The 15,724-nt window shown below is 51.6% G+C and carries 19 protein-coding genes; 13 read left to right on the top strand and 6 right to left on the bottom strand.

Going from position 1 to position 15,724, the window contains the following annotated elements; translation table 11 throughout:
* Positions 1-94: 94 nt before the first annotated feature.
* Positions 95-922 carry a KilA-N domain-containing protein gene (locus FEM41_RS19855; RefSeq protein WP_138097900.1) on the bottom strand — a complete coding sequence of 276 codons (828 nt, stop codon included), beginning with the start codon at positions 920-922 and terminating at the stop codon, positions 95-97.
* A 176-nt stretch (positions 923-1,098) separates the two neighbouring features.
* Here FEM41_RS19855 and FEM41_RS19850 point away from each other — a divergent pair, with 176 nt between their 5' ends.
* The 5 genes from FEM41_RS19850 (at position 1,099) to FEM41_RS19830 (ending at position 3,349) form a co-directional block, all read left to right on the top strand.
* The gene (locus tag FEM41_RS19850; RefSeq protein WP_138097899.1) at positions 1,099-1,482 is read left to right on the top strand and encodes a helix-turn-helix domain-containing protein; all 384 of its coding nucleotides are present in this window, start codon (positions 1,099-1,101) and stop codon (positions 1,480-1,482) included.
* 72 nt (positions 1,483-1,554) lie between these two features.
* Complete coding sequence (locus FEM41_RS19845) at positions 1,555-1,896, top strand: hypothetical protein (RefSeq protein WP_241666530.1); 342 nt, start codon at positions 1,555-1,557, stop codon at positions 1,894-1,896.
* A gap of 96 nt (positions 1,897-1,992) precedes the next feature.
* The gene (locus FEM41_RS19840) at positions 1,993-2,439 is read left to right on the top strand and encodes a hypothetical protein (protein WP_138097898.1); all 447 of its coding nucleotides are present in this window, start codon (positions 1,993-1,995) and stop codon (positions 2,437-2,439) included.
* Between the two features lie 55 nt (positions 2,440-2,494).
* The gene (locus tag FEM41_RS19835; RefSeq protein ID WP_138097897.1) at positions 2,495-3,109 is read left to right on the top strand and encodes a tail assembly protein; all 615 of its coding nucleotides are present in this window, start codon (positions 2,495-2,497) and stop codon (positions 3,107-3,109) included.
* 36 nt (positions 3,110-3,145) lie between these two features.
* Entirely contained in the window at positions 3,146-3,349 is a 204-nt protein-coding gene (locus FEM41_RS19830; RefSeq protein ID WP_138097896.1) for a hypothetical protein, read from the top strand.
* Here FEM41_RS19830 and FEM41_RS19825 read toward each other — a convergent pair.
* On the bottom strand, positions 3,327-3,539 hold the full coding sequence (locus FEM41_RS19825) for a hypothetical protein (protein ID WP_138097895.1): 213 nt from the start codon (positions 3,537-3,539) through the stop codon (positions 3,327-3,329). The genes FEM41_RS19830 and FEM41_RS19825 overlap by 23 nt on opposite strands.
* A gap of 165 nt (positions 3,540-3,704) precedes the next feature.
* Here FEM41_RS19825 and FEM41_RS19820 point away from each other — a divergent pair, with 165 nt between their 5' ends.
* The 7 genes from FEM41_RS19820 (at position 3,705) to FEM41_RS19790 (ending at position 12,083) form a co-directional block, all read left to right on the top strand.
* On the top strand, positions 3,705-6,893 hold the full coding sequence (locus tag FEM41_RS19820) for a TipJ family phage tail tip protein (RefSeq protein WP_138097894.1): 3,189 nt from the start codon (positions 3,705-3,707) through the stop codon (positions 6,891-6,893).
* Positions 6,894-6,903: 10 nt separating this feature from the next.
* On the top strand, positions 6,904-7,230 hold the full coding sequence (locus FEM41_RS19815) for a hypothetical protein (protein ID WP_138097893.1): 327 nt from the start codon (positions 6,904-6,906) through the stop codon (positions 7,228-7,230).
* A 3-nt stretch (positions 7,231-7,233) separates the two neighbouring features.
* A complete protein-coding gene (locus FEM41_RS19810) occupies positions 7,234-7,908 on the top strand; it encodes a hypothetical protein (RefSeq protein WP_138097892.1) in 675 nt (224 codons plus the stop codon).
* 113 nt (positions 7,909-8,021) lie between these two features.
* Positions 8,022-8,252: a phage exclusion lipoprotein Cor gene (cor, locus tag FEM41_RS24980; RefSeq protein ID WP_138097891.1), complete on the top strand. Its 231-nt coding sequence runs from the start codon at positions 8,022-8,024 to the stop codon at positions 8,250-8,252.
* Between the two features lie 98 nt (positions 8,253-8,350).
* Positions 8,351-9,709 carry a phage tail fiber protein gene (locus tag FEM41_RS19800; RefSeq protein WP_138097890.1) on the top strand — a complete coding sequence of 453 codons (1,359 nt, stop codon included), beginning with the start codon at positions 8,351-8,353 and terminating at the stop codon, positions 9,707-9,709.
* A 795-nt stretch (positions 9,710-10,504) separates the two neighbouring features.
* On the top strand, positions 10,505-11,119 hold the full coding sequence (locus FEM41_RS19795; RefSeq protein ID WP_138097889.1) for a lytic polysaccharide monooxygenase auxiliary activity family 9 protein: 615 nt from the start codon (positions 10,505-10,507) through the stop codon (positions 11,117-11,119).
* Between the two features lie 142 nt (positions 11,120-11,261).
* Positions 11,262-12,083 carry a CPBP family intramembrane glutamic endopeptidase gene (locus tag FEM41_RS19790; RefSeq protein ID WP_138097888.1) on the top strand — a complete coding sequence of 274 codons (822 nt, stop codon included), beginning with the start codon at positions 11,262-11,264 and terminating at the stop codon, positions 12,081-12,083.
* A 37-nt stretch (positions 12,084-12,120) separates the two neighbouring features.
* Here the strand turns inward: FEM41_RS19790 and FEM41_RS19785 are convergent, their stop codons facing one another.
* The gene (locus FEM41_RS19785; protein ID WP_138097887.1) at positions 12,121-12,825 is read right to left on the bottom strand and encodes a hypothetical protein; all 705 of its coding nucleotides are present in this window, start codon (positions 12,823-12,825) and stop codon (positions 12,121-12,123) included.
* A gap of 188 nt (positions 12,826-13,013) precedes the next feature.
* Here FEM41_RS19785 and pphA point away from each other — a divergent pair, with 188 nt between their 5' ends.
* Positions 13,014-13,658, top strand: a complete 645-nt coding sequence (pphA, locus tag FEM41_RS19780) for a protein-serine/threonine phosphatase (protein ID WP_138097886.1) — start codon at positions 13,014-13,016, stop codon at positions 13,656-13,658.
* 3 nt (positions 13,659-13,661) lie between these two features.
* Here pphA and FEM41_RS19775 read toward each other — a convergent pair whose 3' ends face one another.
* The 3 genes from FEM41_RS19775 to rsmF all read right to left on the bottom strand — a co-directional run bounded on the left by FEM41_RS19775 (position 13,662) and on the right by rsmF (position 15,711).
* Complete coding sequence (locus FEM41_RS19775; protein WP_138097885.1) at positions 13,662-13,853, bottom strand: YdfD/YebW family protein; 192 nt, start codon at positions 13,851-13,853, stop codon at positions 13,662-13,664.
* A gap of 105 nt (positions 13,854-13,958) precedes the next feature.
* On the bottom strand, positions 13,959-14,198 hold the full coding sequence (locus FEM41_RS19770) for a YebV family protein (RefSeq protein ID WP_138097884.1): 240 nt from the start codon (positions 14,196-14,198) through the stop codon (positions 13,959-13,961).
* Positions 14,199-14,295: 97 nt separating this feature from the next.
* Positions 14,296-15,711 carry a 16S rRNA (cytosine(1407)-C(5))-methyltransferase RsmF gene (gene rsmF / locus FEM41_RS19765; RefSeq protein ID WP_421805483.1) on the bottom strand — a complete coding sequence of 472 codons (1,416 nt, stop codon included), beginning with the start codon at positions 15,709-15,711 and terminating at the stop codon, positions 14,296-14,298.
* Between the last annotated feature and the right edge of the window lie 13 nt (positions 15,712-15,724).

Raw genomic sequence — 15,724 nt, 5'->3', positions numbered from 1 at the left:
CGAACTCACCAGCCCGGCATAGTCCGGGCTTTTTGCATTGCCTTGCTATAGAGGGTGGTAAAGCCCGCCAGAGCGGCGGGCTTGAATGGACGTTTTAGTACAGTCGTCTGATCACCCTCTTATTTATCGGGACATGAGTAAATGTATGGGGTTTAAATCCCAGGTCGGTGGCGATTCCGTTTGCTGCGTCCCTCAGGGAATCAGCTTCCCCGCTTAACTCTATTGCAGTCCCCATGAGGCTATCACGGATTATTACCCTGACGTAGTAGCGGCTATCATCGGGTTGCTTCTTAGGTGGCTGCTCATTACTGTCCTTGCTGATGAACTCACCCTCGATAACCTTTGCGGATAGGTATTCCATTGCCTCGGCAGTCTGCTTAGTGGACAGTTCGTCGATATGGTTAACGCCAAATTCACGGTGAACCATCTTATACACCGCCTGATAGGTAACTCCGTATTTACCCATGATGCGGTTGACCAGACTGCGTAAGGGAGTGCGATCATCAACAGTGGTCTTGGCGATGGATTCCGCCTTCTCAGTGTCGCCAGAAACTAAGGCGTCATAGGCTCTGATAACCTTGAGAAAAAACTCTGCGCTTATCCATGTTGCATATGCGTAAACTAGTTCTTTGCAGACATATGTTCCGCCTTTGCAGCCGCGTTTTGACGTGATTGGGCTAAATACTGAGATTCCAGTATTTACAATAACCTCAATTAATTCCTGCGTTTGCTGGTTGTTAAGCCAGTTTTTAGGCTCATGGCGACGCTCACCGCCAGCGGATTTATGCAGGTCGTTTACGGAGTAGCGTCCTTCTGAGTCCTGGCGAATGGATATGCCGGAAATGACGATGGGAAAAGATGATTCAGAAGAATTTGCGCGGGATTGCGTGTTAAGTAATACCTTTTTGTTTACACTAGTCATGTCTTTTATCCTTTGTGCGGATGGGGACGAATGGAGGCCCTGACTGTTCCAGCAGTTAGGGCCTCGCTGTTTTGATAAAACGAACATCAAAATAGTGACCATGATAGCTATGAATAGTCATAACTAGTCATGTATGATGATACTAATCATTGGTTTCTTGAGAGTCAATAGTAGTCATGACTGACAATAACGAAATAGGAAGGCGGATAGTAAATCGAAGGGCTTTTTTAGGGATATCTCAGAGCGAGTTAGCCAGAAGGGCCTCGGTGGCGCCAGCCCAAATATCAAGATATGAGTCAGGGAAGAGTGTTCCGAGCCAGCAGGTAATTGCAAGGCTAGCAAAGGCGCTTAGATCGACTTTTGACTGGTTAGCAACTGGATCTGAGGCTAAGTCATTGGCAAATAGCGATGATTCGCAAGGCAGTGAGTTTGCTATCAACTATGAGCTTGATGACGAGTGCATCGCTCTTGTAGAGAGGCTGGCTACAGAGGCAGGTGTTAGCGGTGAGTCGGTTATCAAGGCGGCGTTGCTGGCGTATTTCAAAGATAGAATCAAGTGATCATCCCCTCCCACCATCGCTGGCTCCCATGCTAGGATTACTCTCATCTTTTACCGATGGGAGATAGGGGAAGTGAAAAAAATCGGCTTAACCATTTTTGCGATACTTGCATTAACAGGATGCAAATCATTGGATTCCGTTCGTTCAAAACAGCCGGTTGACACTGGCGTAACAAACAAAAATGTTAACGAATTTTCAGCTTGCGTTTCATCAACGTGGGCGAGGAATGGCACCTCCGTAACTTCTTTACCATTAGAGAATGGCATTAGCATTCTTGTACCCCAAGCTATGGGCGGGTATGACGTGGTTCTGGATGTAACAGGTAATGATGCGGGTTCTTCCTATGTCTTGTATGAACGCATTCCTGCGTTAACCTCAGCCCTATATGAAGAAACCGTTAAATTATGTAGATAAGGATTGATAGCCCACCCTGGTAGGCTTTCTGCATTACTACGCCCTCTCCCGGTACTGGGAGAACTCAGAATGTTTATGTAATATGGACGCTAATTGATGAAAAAGCTTGCAATTATTGGATTTGCCGCTCTTGTTCTTTCTGGTTGTGCAAATCAGCCTAAACTAATAAAAGAAACCCAATCTGGGAAACCCGAAGGTTTCTACACTTCCACAACAAAAGAAAAAGTTAAGGATGCGTTAATTAATTATTGTAACAATCAAGGGCTAACTATTTATGGGGCAGATAACAGTTCTGTTATCTGTGGAAGGGAACAGCAGGGCGGTTCCGCAATATTTACTCAGGCCTTAATTGGGAATGCATATTCCACTACTCCTGTGTCAAAAGTAAGATTTACCATTTCTCAAATCAATAACGATGTTAAAGTTTGGGCTGATATGTGGGTTGAAACACAGATGGCAATGGGGCAGGTTCAGCAAATGCAGGTAACGTCTAATGATGTCAAAAATATAATTCAACAGCGACTTGACGCAATAAAGCCCTGACACTAAAAGAAATCTAACCAAGACCCGCTCCGGCGGGTTTTTTTATGGAGAGAACATGGCTGCATTAACCTATGAACCAATGCGCACGATACGTCTTTATGGCGTACTCGGTACCACGTTTGGGCGCGAGCACCGGCTCGCCGTAGCGTCGCCACGCGAAGCTATCCGTGCACTATGCGTAATCATTCCGGGCTTCGAGCGCTTCCTTAATACCAGCAAACAGCGTGGGTTGACGTATGCAGTATTCAGCGGGCGCCGGAATCTGGTGCAGGATGAGCTGGAGATGGACAGGAGCGATCAGGATATTCGGATTGCACCTGTCATTATCGGTAGTAAGCGGGCAGGGCTATTACAAACCATACTGGGAGCTGTCATCGTTGCTGCTGCTGTTATGATGGGGCCGGCTGGGGCAGGTGTCATTGGCTCCGCCAGCGCCTGGGGGATCGGATTTAGCGGTGCATCAATGATGGTCGGCGGTGTAGTCCAGATGCTTTCCCCGCAGACTACCGGACTGGCCAGCAAACAGGACCCCGACAACCGGGCCTCGTATGCATTCGGCAGCGTGACCAATACAGCGGCACAGGGGTATCCGGTAGGGTGTTTGTATGGTCGGCGCCGAATAGGCGGGGCTATTATTTCGGCGGGTATTTATGTCGAAGATGAGCAGTAAGTTAACTAACCAATTGCCGAAAGGCAGGAGCTTATTATGACTTTAGAACAACGAATTGAAGCACTGGAGCGGGAAGTGTCTGAGTTAAAGCAGCAGGCACGGGAATCAAACGAACTGGTTACGGTAGTGCAGCATGCGGCGCAGGCGGCCACGCATGACCTTCAGCAAATAGTGGCCCAGCAACAGGCCACAAAAAAATATAGAGCAACAATGGATATTACTGTTGATCCATTAGTCTGATGTTTTTCACGATATCCCTCATGATATCACTATCAATGGCTGATAATTCATCAGTAATCACCTTCCTCTTCTCAGGCATGTGAGCAAGAATGCACATCAAGACATTCTTTATAGCCACAATTTCAAGAGCCGTATTAGTTGGAATTTCTGGTGACATCGTGAATCCGAAATTAACAAACTTTTTATCCATTTCCAGTCCTTATCAGAGGTAATCAGCCATCCCTCCTTTTGCTGTGTGCGCCCATGTGTCGGCATGGGCGGGCTGAGACCTTACCTTATCCAGGGATACCTAAAAGCAACATCCTGATATTCAAACAGTGGCCACCCATGCGGTGGCCTTTTTTATGGGCGCAATATGGCAACAGCAACCGCAATCAAAGGCCGCAAAGGCGGCAGTTCAAAACAGCGCACGCCGGTTGAACAGCCGGACGATCTCCAGTCAGTAGCGAAAGCGAAAATTCTCCTGGCGCTGGGCGAGGGGGAGTTCGCTGGCGCACTGACAGCGCAGGATATTTATCTCGACGGGACGCCGCTACAGAACGCGGATGGCTCTGATAATTTCGGTGGAGTAGCCTGGGAGTTTCGTGCCGGTACGCAGGCACAAAATTACATACAGGGGATTCCCGGCACAGAGAACGAAATCAACGTTGGTGCTGAGATTTCGAGCGCCACGGCCTGGACCCATACATTTACTAATACCCAACTATCTGCGGTGCGGCTGCGCCTCAAATGGCCGAGCCTCTTTAAACAGGAGGATTCCGGGGATCTGGTTGGCTACTCCATCAACTATGCCGTCGATTTGCAGACCGATGGCGGCACCTGGACGACGGTGCTGAATACCTCAGTAACGGGCAAAACTACGTCTGGTTATGAGCGCAGTCACCGTGTCGATTTGCCGCAGGCTGGCAGCACCTGGACTGTTCGCGTTCGCAAAATCACCACCGATGCTAACAGCGCCAAGATCGGCGATAAAATGTCTCTGGAGAGCTACACCGAGGTTATCGACGCGAAGTTGCGCTATCCGAACACTGCGTTGCTATACGTCGAATTTGACTCCAGCCAGTTTAACGGCTCCATTCCCCAGATTTCGTGCGAGCCGCGCGGGCGTGTAATCCGGGTGCCGGATACATATGACCCGGAAACCAGAACCTACATCGGTACATGGACCGGTAATTTTAAATGGGCGTGGACTGATAACCCCGCATGGGTTTTTTACGATCTTGTTGTGTCTGGTCGCTTCGGCCTGGGTAACCGCCTCACTACCGAGAACATCGACAAATGGATGCTTTACCAGGTGGCGCAGTACTGCGATCAGATGGTGCCGGATGGGAAGGGCGGTAGCGGCACAGAGCCGCGCTATACCTGCAATGTGTACATTCAGGACCGCAACGAGGCATATACCGTTCTGCGCGATTTCGCCGCGATATTTCGCGGCATGACGTACTGGGGCGGCGATCAGATCGTCTGTCTTGCTGACATGCCGCGCGATGTTGATTTCTGCTATACCGCAGCGAACGTTATTGATGGCCGTTTCACGTACTCCAGCAGCACGACAAAGAGCCGTTACACCACGTCGTTAGTCTCCTGGTCAGATCCAGCAAATGCCTATGCTGATGCCATGGAGCCGGTATTTGAGCAGGATCTGGTGCGCCGGTACGGTTTTAACCAGCTTGAAGTTACAGCCATCGGCTGTACGCGACAGTCAGAAGCGAACAGGAAAGGACGCTGGGGGATTCTGACGAACAATAAAGATCGGGTGGTGACGTTTGATGTGGGCCTCGATGGGAACATCCCGCAGCCGGGCTATATCATCGCTGTGTCAGATCGCAACTTGTCCGGAAAAGACCTGGGCGGCCGCGTATCCTCGGTCAATGGCCGGTCCATTACTCTGGACCGAGCGCCGACGGCGGCCAATGGCGATCGGATGCTAATCAACCTGCCCAGCGGTGTATCCCAGGCGCGCACGATCCAGTCAGTGTCTGGTAACGTTGTGACAGTAACCACCGCCTATAGTGAGACTCCTGCCGCCGGTGCTGTGTGGGTGATTGAGTCGGATGCTCTGTATGCACAGCAATATCGTGTCGTGACCGTCACTGACAACGATGACAACACATACACGATTACCGCCGCATACCATGACCCTGACAAATACGCCCGCATCGATACCGGCGCGATTATCGACGAGCGCCCGATCAGCGTCATTCCTCCGGGTAATCAATCGGCCCCGGCGAATATTGTGATTGGGAGCTATTCGGTCGTGAATCAGGGGATCAGCCTGGAAACGATGACGGTTACTTGGGACAAGGCCGACAACGCTATAGCCTACGAGGCACAGTGGCGTCGGAACGACGGCAACTGGGTAAACGTTCCGCGCAGTTCTACGACATCGTTTGAAGTGCCATCTATCTACGCCGGGCGCTATCTGGCACGCGTGCGGGCGATTAATGCTTCTGAAATATCGTCAGGATGGGGGTACTCGGAAGAGAAGACATTGACCGGGAAGGTGGGGAACCCGCCCAAGCCAGTGGGGTTTGCTGCGTCTGATGATGTGTTATTTGGTATTAATCTCTCATGGGGATTTCCTGCAAACACTGCTGATACACTGAAAACTGAAATTCAATACAGCAATATTGGCAGTGATGATGCTGCAATACTTCTGGCCGATGTTCCTTATCCCCAGAGTAGTTATCAGCAAATGGGGTTGCGTGCAGGGCAGGTGTTCTGGTTCCGGGCTCAACTGGTCGATAAAACGGGGAATGAATCCGGTTATACCGAATGGGTGCGAGGACAGTCCAGCGCTGACGCGAGCGATATACTGGAAGCGATCGGTGATGATGTCCTGACAACTGAAGCTGGGGGGGCGCTCACAGAACAGATAAATACCAATACCGATGCGATAATCTCGAACGCACTGGCGAACGATGCCGATATCCAACGCTGGCGTAGAGAAAACGGCAAAGCTAAGGCGGAAATACTGGAGATTCGCACTGTTCAGGCGAGCGACCAGAAAGCTTTTGCAGAATATCAACAACTGGTAACAGCTAAATTTGATGAGCAGGAGGCATCAATTCAGACCAAGGCCACAGCCCAGTTTGATAATGCCGGTACGGGGTCGGCTGTTTATAGCGTTAATGCCGGAGTTACCTATAATGGAACCTATTATTCTGCTGGAATGGCTGTAGGCGTAGAGGTTTCCGATGGTAGTGTGAAATCTCAGATCCTGTTTCTCGCCGACCGGTTTGCAGTGATGAGCCAGGCTGGTGGCAAGACGTATTCACCGTTTGCCATTCAAAACGGGCAGGTGTTTATTAATGATGCGTTTATCGGTGATGGCACGATTACTAACGCAAAAATCGGTAGCTATATTCAGTCGAATAACTACGTGTCGGGGAAAACAGGCTGGCGTCTGGATAAAAACGGTACGTTTGAAAACTATGGTAGTGATTCATCCGGTGCAATGAAGCAAACTAATACCACCATTTCTGTTCGAGATGCTAACGGTCGGTTGCGCGTTCAGGTTGGTAAAATTACGGGCGTTTGGTAAAGGGGGTGTTATGGCGGGTACGGTTGAAATATGGGGTGTTCAAACATGGGATGCAAATGGTAACGCCAATAACTATGGAATAAATCCCGTTAACGTTGTTGGCACATTTCGTCTTAATAAAAATCAAATCACCGGGGATTATAATTTTACGGTCCCGCTTGGTTGTAAACTTGATGTAATGCCAGTGAGTCTTAATTTTGCATTTGATACAACTGCGCGCCGCCGGTTCGTAATCAGTGGCGGAACGGTCAGCGTCAAGGATGGTGCTGGATATTATGGCGTTGATGCGGATCAGGCATCGGAGGTTTTTTGTCTGGTAATTGCTGTGAGAGTGTAAGTGATGAGTTTTGGAGCATACCTAACAACAGTAGACGGCGGGGTGTTTGTCACCCCTGATTCTATGCCTCTTTCCCTAATCGAGAAGAAAACCCTTGCAAATGGTACGTTTGAGGTTGCTGTTAACTATGACGCAACTCGCCCAATGATTCCATTCATCACCCACAACCGGGCAGCACCAGAAACAAACGCCGCATCCACAGCCATCACTGCTTCGCTGGATAATGGTGTTTGCACGCTAAGCGCGTACTATTTGGGTGTCGAGGGTGGGACTATAGATGCGTATTTTTTTTCTGTTGAGCCTCAGACTCCACCAGAGTGGGGCATGGCAATCTGGGATGCTAATGGGGTTTGTATATTGACCAATGAAACAAAGGTATTAACTGACGTGGAGGCTGTTGGAGATCCTTCCAATGAAAATAACAGCGGGACAAAACTGGATGTAACTAAATCTGGAAAATGGGCCGTAATGCCAAGAATGGTTGGTTATGTCATTGGCATGGCAGGATCGGCTCAGCCGATTCCGTTTCAAACAATACAAACATCAATGGCGTACTACTCAGGTGGTAATACAAGAATAAAAGCTGTTGTAGGTATATCACCAGGTTCCGGGTTGCTTAATCCAGGCTATATTAATTACCGAAACAGATATTTAATTACTGACGTTTCCCGCTATTAAATAAGATTGATCGATGAAAACTACCAATCACGGCTTATTGATCTACAAAACCAATTGGATGAATTTGCGCCTGGCTGTTAACTTCGTATGAAATAACAGAAGAGGGAACTACCGTGAGAGCAATTATCTTATCTCTGGCGTTTTTAGTGGCTGGTTGCTCATCGCTTATAGAGCCGCAGGATCCGGTATGCGAGGCGGTCGCGATGATTGGCGGCCAGCACACGACTGTGCACATTTACGGCGTCCGCAGTGTGGCGAACCAAACGCAATACAAGGCTGGCTACCCCTTTAACTGGCGATGGGTGAGCAAGGGCAATTTTGTCAGTTCGACATGCCAGAAGTAACCGAATTCTGACCCGCTACGGCGGGTTTTCTTTTTTTCAAAAACGACCGTTTTTGCAAAAGCCCTTTCGCGGGGCTTTTTTTATGGGAGAAATTCACTATGTCGATGTATGAAACCGGCACCGTCAGCGCGACCGCAGACGCAACCACGATCACCGGATCCGGCACGAAATGGGCCGACCAGCGAAACGGCATTGGCCCGCAGTGCACAATCGCGATTTATGGCGCCGGTACCGTCGATTTGTACGCTATCGCCAGGGTAGACAGCGATACGCAGATTACGGTGACGAGGCCTGTTTCCCGGGCGTTCTCCGGTAGCGCCTACGGCGTCTTGGTGGCCGAAACCCAGAGCGTGCAATATTTTGCGAACATGCTGGCGGCCCAGCTCGGCTACTACCAGTCGCAGATGGACGGCTGGCAGGAAATCATGACCGGTGACGGGTCTGTGACGATCACCGCACCGGATGGGCGGGAGGTCACCATCTCATCATTCAAGAAGCTGACCGACGATATGGTCGGGAAAGCGGCCAGTGGAGTTAATTCTGATATAACCGAATTAAAGGGGCTGACTACAGCGCTTTCTATTTCTCAGGGTGGCACTGGCGCGAAAACCGCCGCTGATGCGCGCAATAATTTAGGGCTGGGTACGGCAGCGATTAATAACACAGGGGATACAGGATCTAATATACCGAAATCAAATCAAGTTAGGGCTGCTCACGCGAAATCTCAGCCTGGCTTGGTTAGTAATGTTGCATCGGACTTCGGTAGCAATTTTAATTCTTTGTCCCCAGGTGATTATGCGATCGGATCGGCGGCGGCGGTTGGAATGAGTTCGGGGCCGGGAATTACTGGTCAGCACTGGGCGTCAGTTTCTAAATTCGGATGGAATCATTCATTTTTGGTTGACTGGGTTGTTGACAGTGGATTATCTGCGGTTCACCTGGGGACCAGGTTTTATAATGGAAGTAGTGGATCATGGTCAGGTTGGACAATATTCTACAATAACCGAAACACAACCAAAGCCAGCGATGGAACATTAAAAGCAGCCAGCCCGGTAGTTAAATTATTTACTGATGGTTCATTTGATTTTACGGATGAAGCTGAGGGCGTGACTGTTATTCGCCAGGGGATAGGAAAATATTTAATAGAGGGTTGCCAGGGGCTTAATTCGGATGCGGAGTGGGGCGGTATAGATGGCGGATTTGATATACCGACAGACCGAAATAAGCAGCCGCTGTTGTGGCTCGATTATGATGTTAATGCTGATGGTTCAGTGTTGGTAAAAACATTTCATAGAACGCACCCAACCGCCCCGGTGTGGGCGCGTAATGAACGGGATGGGTATACTGACGGCGACCCTATCGATATACCGTCCGATCAGTACGTTTCCGTGCGTGTCGGGATGCCACTGGACAGCATCTGGAATCAGAAACAACAGCCACCCGAGCAAACATCATAAAAAGCGGCGCACTACTCACAACGCGCCGAAGATGAAAGATTTATGCGCTGACATGATGCCACGGATTGGCGCTCAGTAAATGAGCAGCGTTCAGATTTGGAATGTGGATCGGAGGGCGGGACGACTAACCGAAGTTATCCCGTCGCCGTCTCGAAAGAAATGGCAACCGTTTGATCTTGAACGGTTGTTTTGGTATGTGTTGGTAGGTGTGTTTTGTGGTGTTTTACAGCGTAACTTATTGATTTTAGTTTGAAATATTGAGATATGCCATAAACAGGAATCGTATTCGGTCTTTTTTTATCTGTTGTTTTTGTTGCGCCTGCCCCGACCGGGCGGGCGATAGTGACTGTTCGCTCTCACCCTGGGTCTGAATCGTTGTAACACGGTTAACGATTCATTTACAAGTTGCTGACAGAATTTTTTTGTCGGATGTGATGACCGACCTGATGATGCCGGTGTCGTCGATAAGGATGAACGCTGCCCCCAGACGGTCAATCTCATGGTGCTCACCTCGTCGGCAGGTAACGCAGATTGTTTTCAATGGTTTTTTTATATCCCTGCCATGCTGGCTGAACAGTATGGCATCAAAAATTTACACCGCTTCGAATAATATAAAATAAAATGTTTTGTTTTACTAACCATCTGATTTTTTTTGCGTGGGTGATCGTAACTCATTAATAAATATTGGTGGTTCTTGTTTCTCGAGAAATAAATAAAAATTTAACCTTCCCTTAATTGGTGGGCGGCGGTTCGGCGGTCTATATTAAAAAAGTCCATTCAGAAGGAGGTATCCAAATGAGTAATATCACCCCGTTTCATGGTCATGCTTATGATCCGCCAACCCGCGCCGTTCATGCTATCCAGTACTGGACTGAATTCCAGGAAGATCATGCCAATGAGTTAGAAGGAGGAAAAAACTTCCCTGATACCGTTGCAGGCCAGGCCCATTACGAAGGTACTGACGTATGGAGCGAGACGCCACCTGCAGATGGCCTTATTCTAAGCGGTGGGCGTTCTGATATTCGTAAAAAACTAAATTATACCGATCAGCAATTAAAAGAAGAGGGGAAACAGCCCTGGCCAAGAATTTCGGTTAAGGCTTCGCAAGAATTAACAATTAAATGGAAATATACTGCGCCACATCCAACCAGGGGGTATATTGCCTTTATTACTAAAGATGGCTGGGATCCCTCCGCACCTGTTACCCGGTCGCAATTAGAAGAGAAACCTTTTTTTGAAGATGTTTATACCGAAGCGCCTTACTGGAGTTATCCGCTGCCTGCGAAGGATGAACATAAACTGATAATTCCCGCTGGAAAATCCGGATATCATGTTGTGGTGCTTATCTGGCTGGTGGCTGATACCGGCAATGCCTTCTACCAGACCTACGATCTGGATATCTCTGCCTGACAGGCCCCGTTTCCAGTGCTGATTGTGGTCCTCACAGGCGTGTCTGTGGGGACCGTTTGGCGTTGCCTGGCGTTTTTATTTTGGTTAAGAATTTCCTGTTAGGCATAATCCGGCCAATATCATCGACACAAGGAGAACGATAATGTGGATTTTATTGGCCGCGGCGCTGCTGGCGTTGCGCTTTTACCTGCCTCTGGCGCTGGCGTTACTGGTGGGTTCTGCCGTCTGGGGCGTTGTCAGTGGCGTTGTGCAGCCAGTGGGCATTATCGCGCTGGTGGTCATGGCGCTGCTGGGGGTTGCCTGCGTTAAATGGCGTGAGCGGCGCGGAGTCAAAATTGCTCTTGAGGTGGTACTGGTCGTTGCGGCAGCGGCGCTGATGCTGCATCTGATCCCCGGGTTTAACAATCCCAAAGTTCTTGATGGAATTCACTCCGGGCCGCGCAGCGCCCCATTTACGATGTATTTTAACTTCGATAAAGCGCTGGTGCCGTTCCTGCTGCTGTGCTGTCTGCCCACGCTATTTGTGGCGCAGCCGTTAAAACGGGCTGTTTTCTGGCAGTGGCTGCTACTGGTGCTGGGCGTCCCGGCGCTGCTACTGGTGGCGGTAGCGCTGGGTGGGCTGGGGCTGGAGTTGCATCAGGGCCAGTGGCTGCTGCCTTTTGCCTTCGCCAACCTGTTCTTTGTATCACTGGCGGAAGAGGCGCTGTTTCGCGGCTGGCTGCTGCAACGGCTGTGTGGCGTGATGACGGCGCCGCTGGCGCTGTTGCTGAGCGCAGTGATTTTCGGGCTGATGCATACGGCGGGAGGCGTGCTGCTGGTGGTATTCGCCACGCTTGCCGGTGTGCTCTATGGGATGGCCTGGCTATGGAGCGGCAGGCTGTGGGTGTCCACGGTACTGCACTTCGCGCTTAATCTGTGCCACGCCTTGTTCTTTACCTACCCTATGCTGCAGCACGGCAACTGATCAAAAAGGCCGGCGTGAGAGACGCCGGCCTGGTCCGTTACGACCGGGAGGCGCTCTCCCTGGCCCAGACTTCCGGCTCGTGCCGACCGGTATTAAAACGCGTGACCCGGGCTTCCCGCTCTGGCGCAACCAGGCGCTGAGGCTGCAGGCTCAGCGCAAACCAGGCGCTGGAGAACAGGCACAGCGTGTAGCCGATCAGTTCTGTGCCTTCTTCGATCGCCGTTTTCACCACGTTCAGATAACCCCCCTGGAGCAGGCCGTTCCAGAGTTCAGTCATGCCGAACAGACGTGAGAACACCAGGATTATCACCATACCGGATGTGGTATGGGCAAAGCAGGGATGGCGGGTAAAAGCCAGCAGCCCCGGTTTCACAGACGCGTGCCAGTTAGCGGCCAGGATCAGGAAGAGGGCGGTGGAAGCCAGGGCGAACCAAAACCAGGCGCCGTGGTGCAGCATATCGAAAAAGGAGTCCAGCTCGCGGATCAACAGCGCGGCATAGAAACCGGCAATCAGCAGTAATCCACCGCGCATTCCCGGCGAACGGCGGGCGCAGAAGATAAAGATAACCACGTTCGCCAACAGGAAGAGCTCCTGGGAAATTTCGGTTAGCGATATCTCTTTCACCTGATTATGGAGCCAGAACACATCGATAAATAAAAAGCTGGTGCTCAGGGCAATGCAGATGGCTAAAGCCAGAAAAATAATGAACTGTTTTAGTATGGGGGATTGATTCAGGAACACGACGCACCTCTTAACAAACATCAGGTGCAACATAAAGATTAACGCGGCGGGGTGATTAGCAGAACTTGCTTAATTTAACCTTAAGATAAACCTTACGTGCGGTTTAGGAAAAAGCGTGGAAATTTTCCAGTGAACCTGGTGATTATCTCATCAATCGCGGACGCTATACTTAACCCAGGAGGCGATCTGTGTATCAGAGAATCGATGGTGCCGCCTGGCGTCATATCTGGCTGGTTGGCGATCTACACGGCTGCCTGCAGCAGCTGGCGACCGCGTTGCGGGACAGGCGTTTTCATCCCTGGCAGGATCTGCTGGTCTCGGTTGGCGATCTGATCGATCGCGGGCCCGACAGCGCTGGCTGCCTGGCGCTGCTGGATAAACCCTGGTTTCGCGCGGTGCGCGGCAATCATGAGGAGATGGCGCTGGAGGCTCTGGAAGCCCGCGACGGGATGCTGTGGCAGATAAACGGCGGTGACTGGCTGAACCAGCTTGCGGAACAGCCGCAGCGGGATGCTGTGGCACGCCTGCGCCGCTGCGCTGGACTGCCGTTAATCCTTGAGCTGCACAGCGCCGGTAAGGTTCAGGTCGTTGCGCATGCCGACTATCCCTCGTCCCATTATGTCTGGCAGAAGCCGGTAGATGCCCACCGTACGGTATGGAGCCGCGAGCGGCTGACCCGTCACCTGGAGGGCCGGGGCGGCCCCATTACCGGGGCGGATGAGTTCTGGTTCGGACATACGCCGTTGCAGGAGGCCAAAACCTTTTTTAATCAGCACTACATCGATACCGGCGCGGTTTTTGGCAATACGCTGACGCTGGTACAGCTTCAGTAGCCGTCAGAAATCGCTGTACTGCTGAGCAGGCAGCCAGAAGCCGTCGATAAAATCTTCCACCGGATAGCAGCCGCCGTGGCGAATTTTCTGGCTGTCCATGGCCACTTCGCACTGCTGTTCGGTATTAAAAAGCTCTACGACGATATCGTCGCATCCGCCATCCAGATAACAGACAAATAAAACCAGTGCGAACATGCTATCCCCGCCACAATCAGCGCTGCGTTTTAGGGGTATTGTAGAGGATTATGGGGAAATGCGTTGATCTGAAAAACAACCCGCCCTTGCGGCGGGTTCATGGGTTCAGGCAAAATGCATGACCCAGGAGTCGGTACTGCGGTCGTAATGTTTACGGTACAGGACAGAATTTTCGCCGTTTAGCAGCGCAGGGATGCTGGTCTCTTCGTCCCAGGCATCGAGCTGCATGCACAGGTCAGGATCAGACTTGCAGGGGATACTCAGAGTGCGAGCGCCCTGATCTCCTCCGTGTATTTCGGCATCATCAATCTCGAATGCGCCGATTCGAACGCTGGTTTTTGCCATAGAACGATTCCCAATCGTAATAAGTGAGTGCCGCATTGCCTGTACGGTTTAAAAACCGTACAGGCCCATCCTGGCAGATGGCGAAAAAAGACGCAATTCAAATTGTAGGGTTTTTATTTTGTCCTGCGGCGCTGAACAGGCGGCCGTTGCGTACCAGCTCGCGCGGATAGCTATTTTTCAGGCGCGACCCTACCCGTTTGGCCAGCCCCAGCGGCTGATTCTGGAAGGTCACGATGACATCGCCATCCGGAGGAAGCGTATCCGGGAAGATATCGCGGCCCCGGAACCACTCTTCGGCCTGTTCCGCCGTTAACGCAAAGGCGTTGGCGGCATGCCCGGAGGCCAGCGCCACGATGGCCTCATGCTGCCAGCGGTAGCCTTTGGTATGACGTTCGGCCAGCCGTAGTCCACAGCGCGAGAAGCGCACTTTACCGAACAGCGGGACCATTTCCGTCGGGAACAGCCACAGCTCTTTATCCCGCTCCCAGAGCTGCAAACGATCGTCCCAGACAAGGCCCACTCTGGCGGCGGCATTTTCCACTTCGCTAAGCGGCTTGCTCCTGAGCGGGGTAAAGGGGAATTTGCCCACCCGAAAGTCCGGGGCGGGCAGTGGATCTAACGCGGCGGTTTTACGCAGTCGCGCCACGAAAAAGCCTTCACAGTCGAAGATTTGAGGGAAGACGTGTAGCCAGCCTTCCGGCGTGAGCGCACGCCCGGCGCCCGGGAACAGATTGCCCAGAGGCTCGACTTCCACTGCATCAGGATAGCGTTCCAGCAGCCAACGCAGCACCTGATGGTTCTCGTCACGATTCAGGGTACAGGTGGAATAAACCAGTACGCCGCCGGGTCTGAGGGCATGAATGGCGCTCTCGATAAGCGCTCGCTGAGTCGCGGCGATCTCCTGATTACTGGCCGGAGACCAGTTACGCAGGGCATCGGGATCCTTGCGTACCACCCCTTCGCCGGAGCAGGGGGCATCCAGCAGAATGGCGTCGAAACTTTCCGGTAGCGCGGCGCCGAAGACTCGTCCGTCGAAGTGAGTCAGGGCGACGTTGCTGGCGCCGCAGCGGCTAAGGTTCGCGTGCAGCACCTTTACCCGGCTGGCCGAGTATTCGTTGGCCAGGATAGCGCCCAGATTCTCCATCCGCGCCGCCATTTGCGTGGTCTTGGAGCCCGGAGCAGCAGCCATATCCATCACCCGCTGCGGGGCATTGCCGTCGGCGAACAGCGCCGCCACCGGCAGCATGGAGCTGGCTTCCTGAATGTAGAACAGACCGCTCAGGTGTTCGGCGGTACTGCCTAGCGGTAGCTCATCTTCGTTATCGCGCTCGATCCAGAAGCCTTCCGGGCACCATGGGATTGGTGTCAACTGCCAGCCGTAGGGGGCGACCTGCTCAAGAAAGTCCGTCACGCTGATTTTCAATGTGTTAACCCGCAGGCTGCGCCGTAGTGGACGCTGACAGGCGGCAATAAAGTCATCAAAGGAGAGGGTGTCCGGCATAGCCTCGCGCATCAGGTCGAGGAAG

This window comes from Jejubacter calystegiae (genome assembly GCF_005671395.1).
GTDB lineage: Bacteria > Pseudomonadota > Gammaproteobacteria > Enterobacterales > Enterobacteriaceae > Jejubacter > Jejubacter calystegiae.
This window is presented reverse-complemented; position numbering and strand designations above follow the sequence as displayed.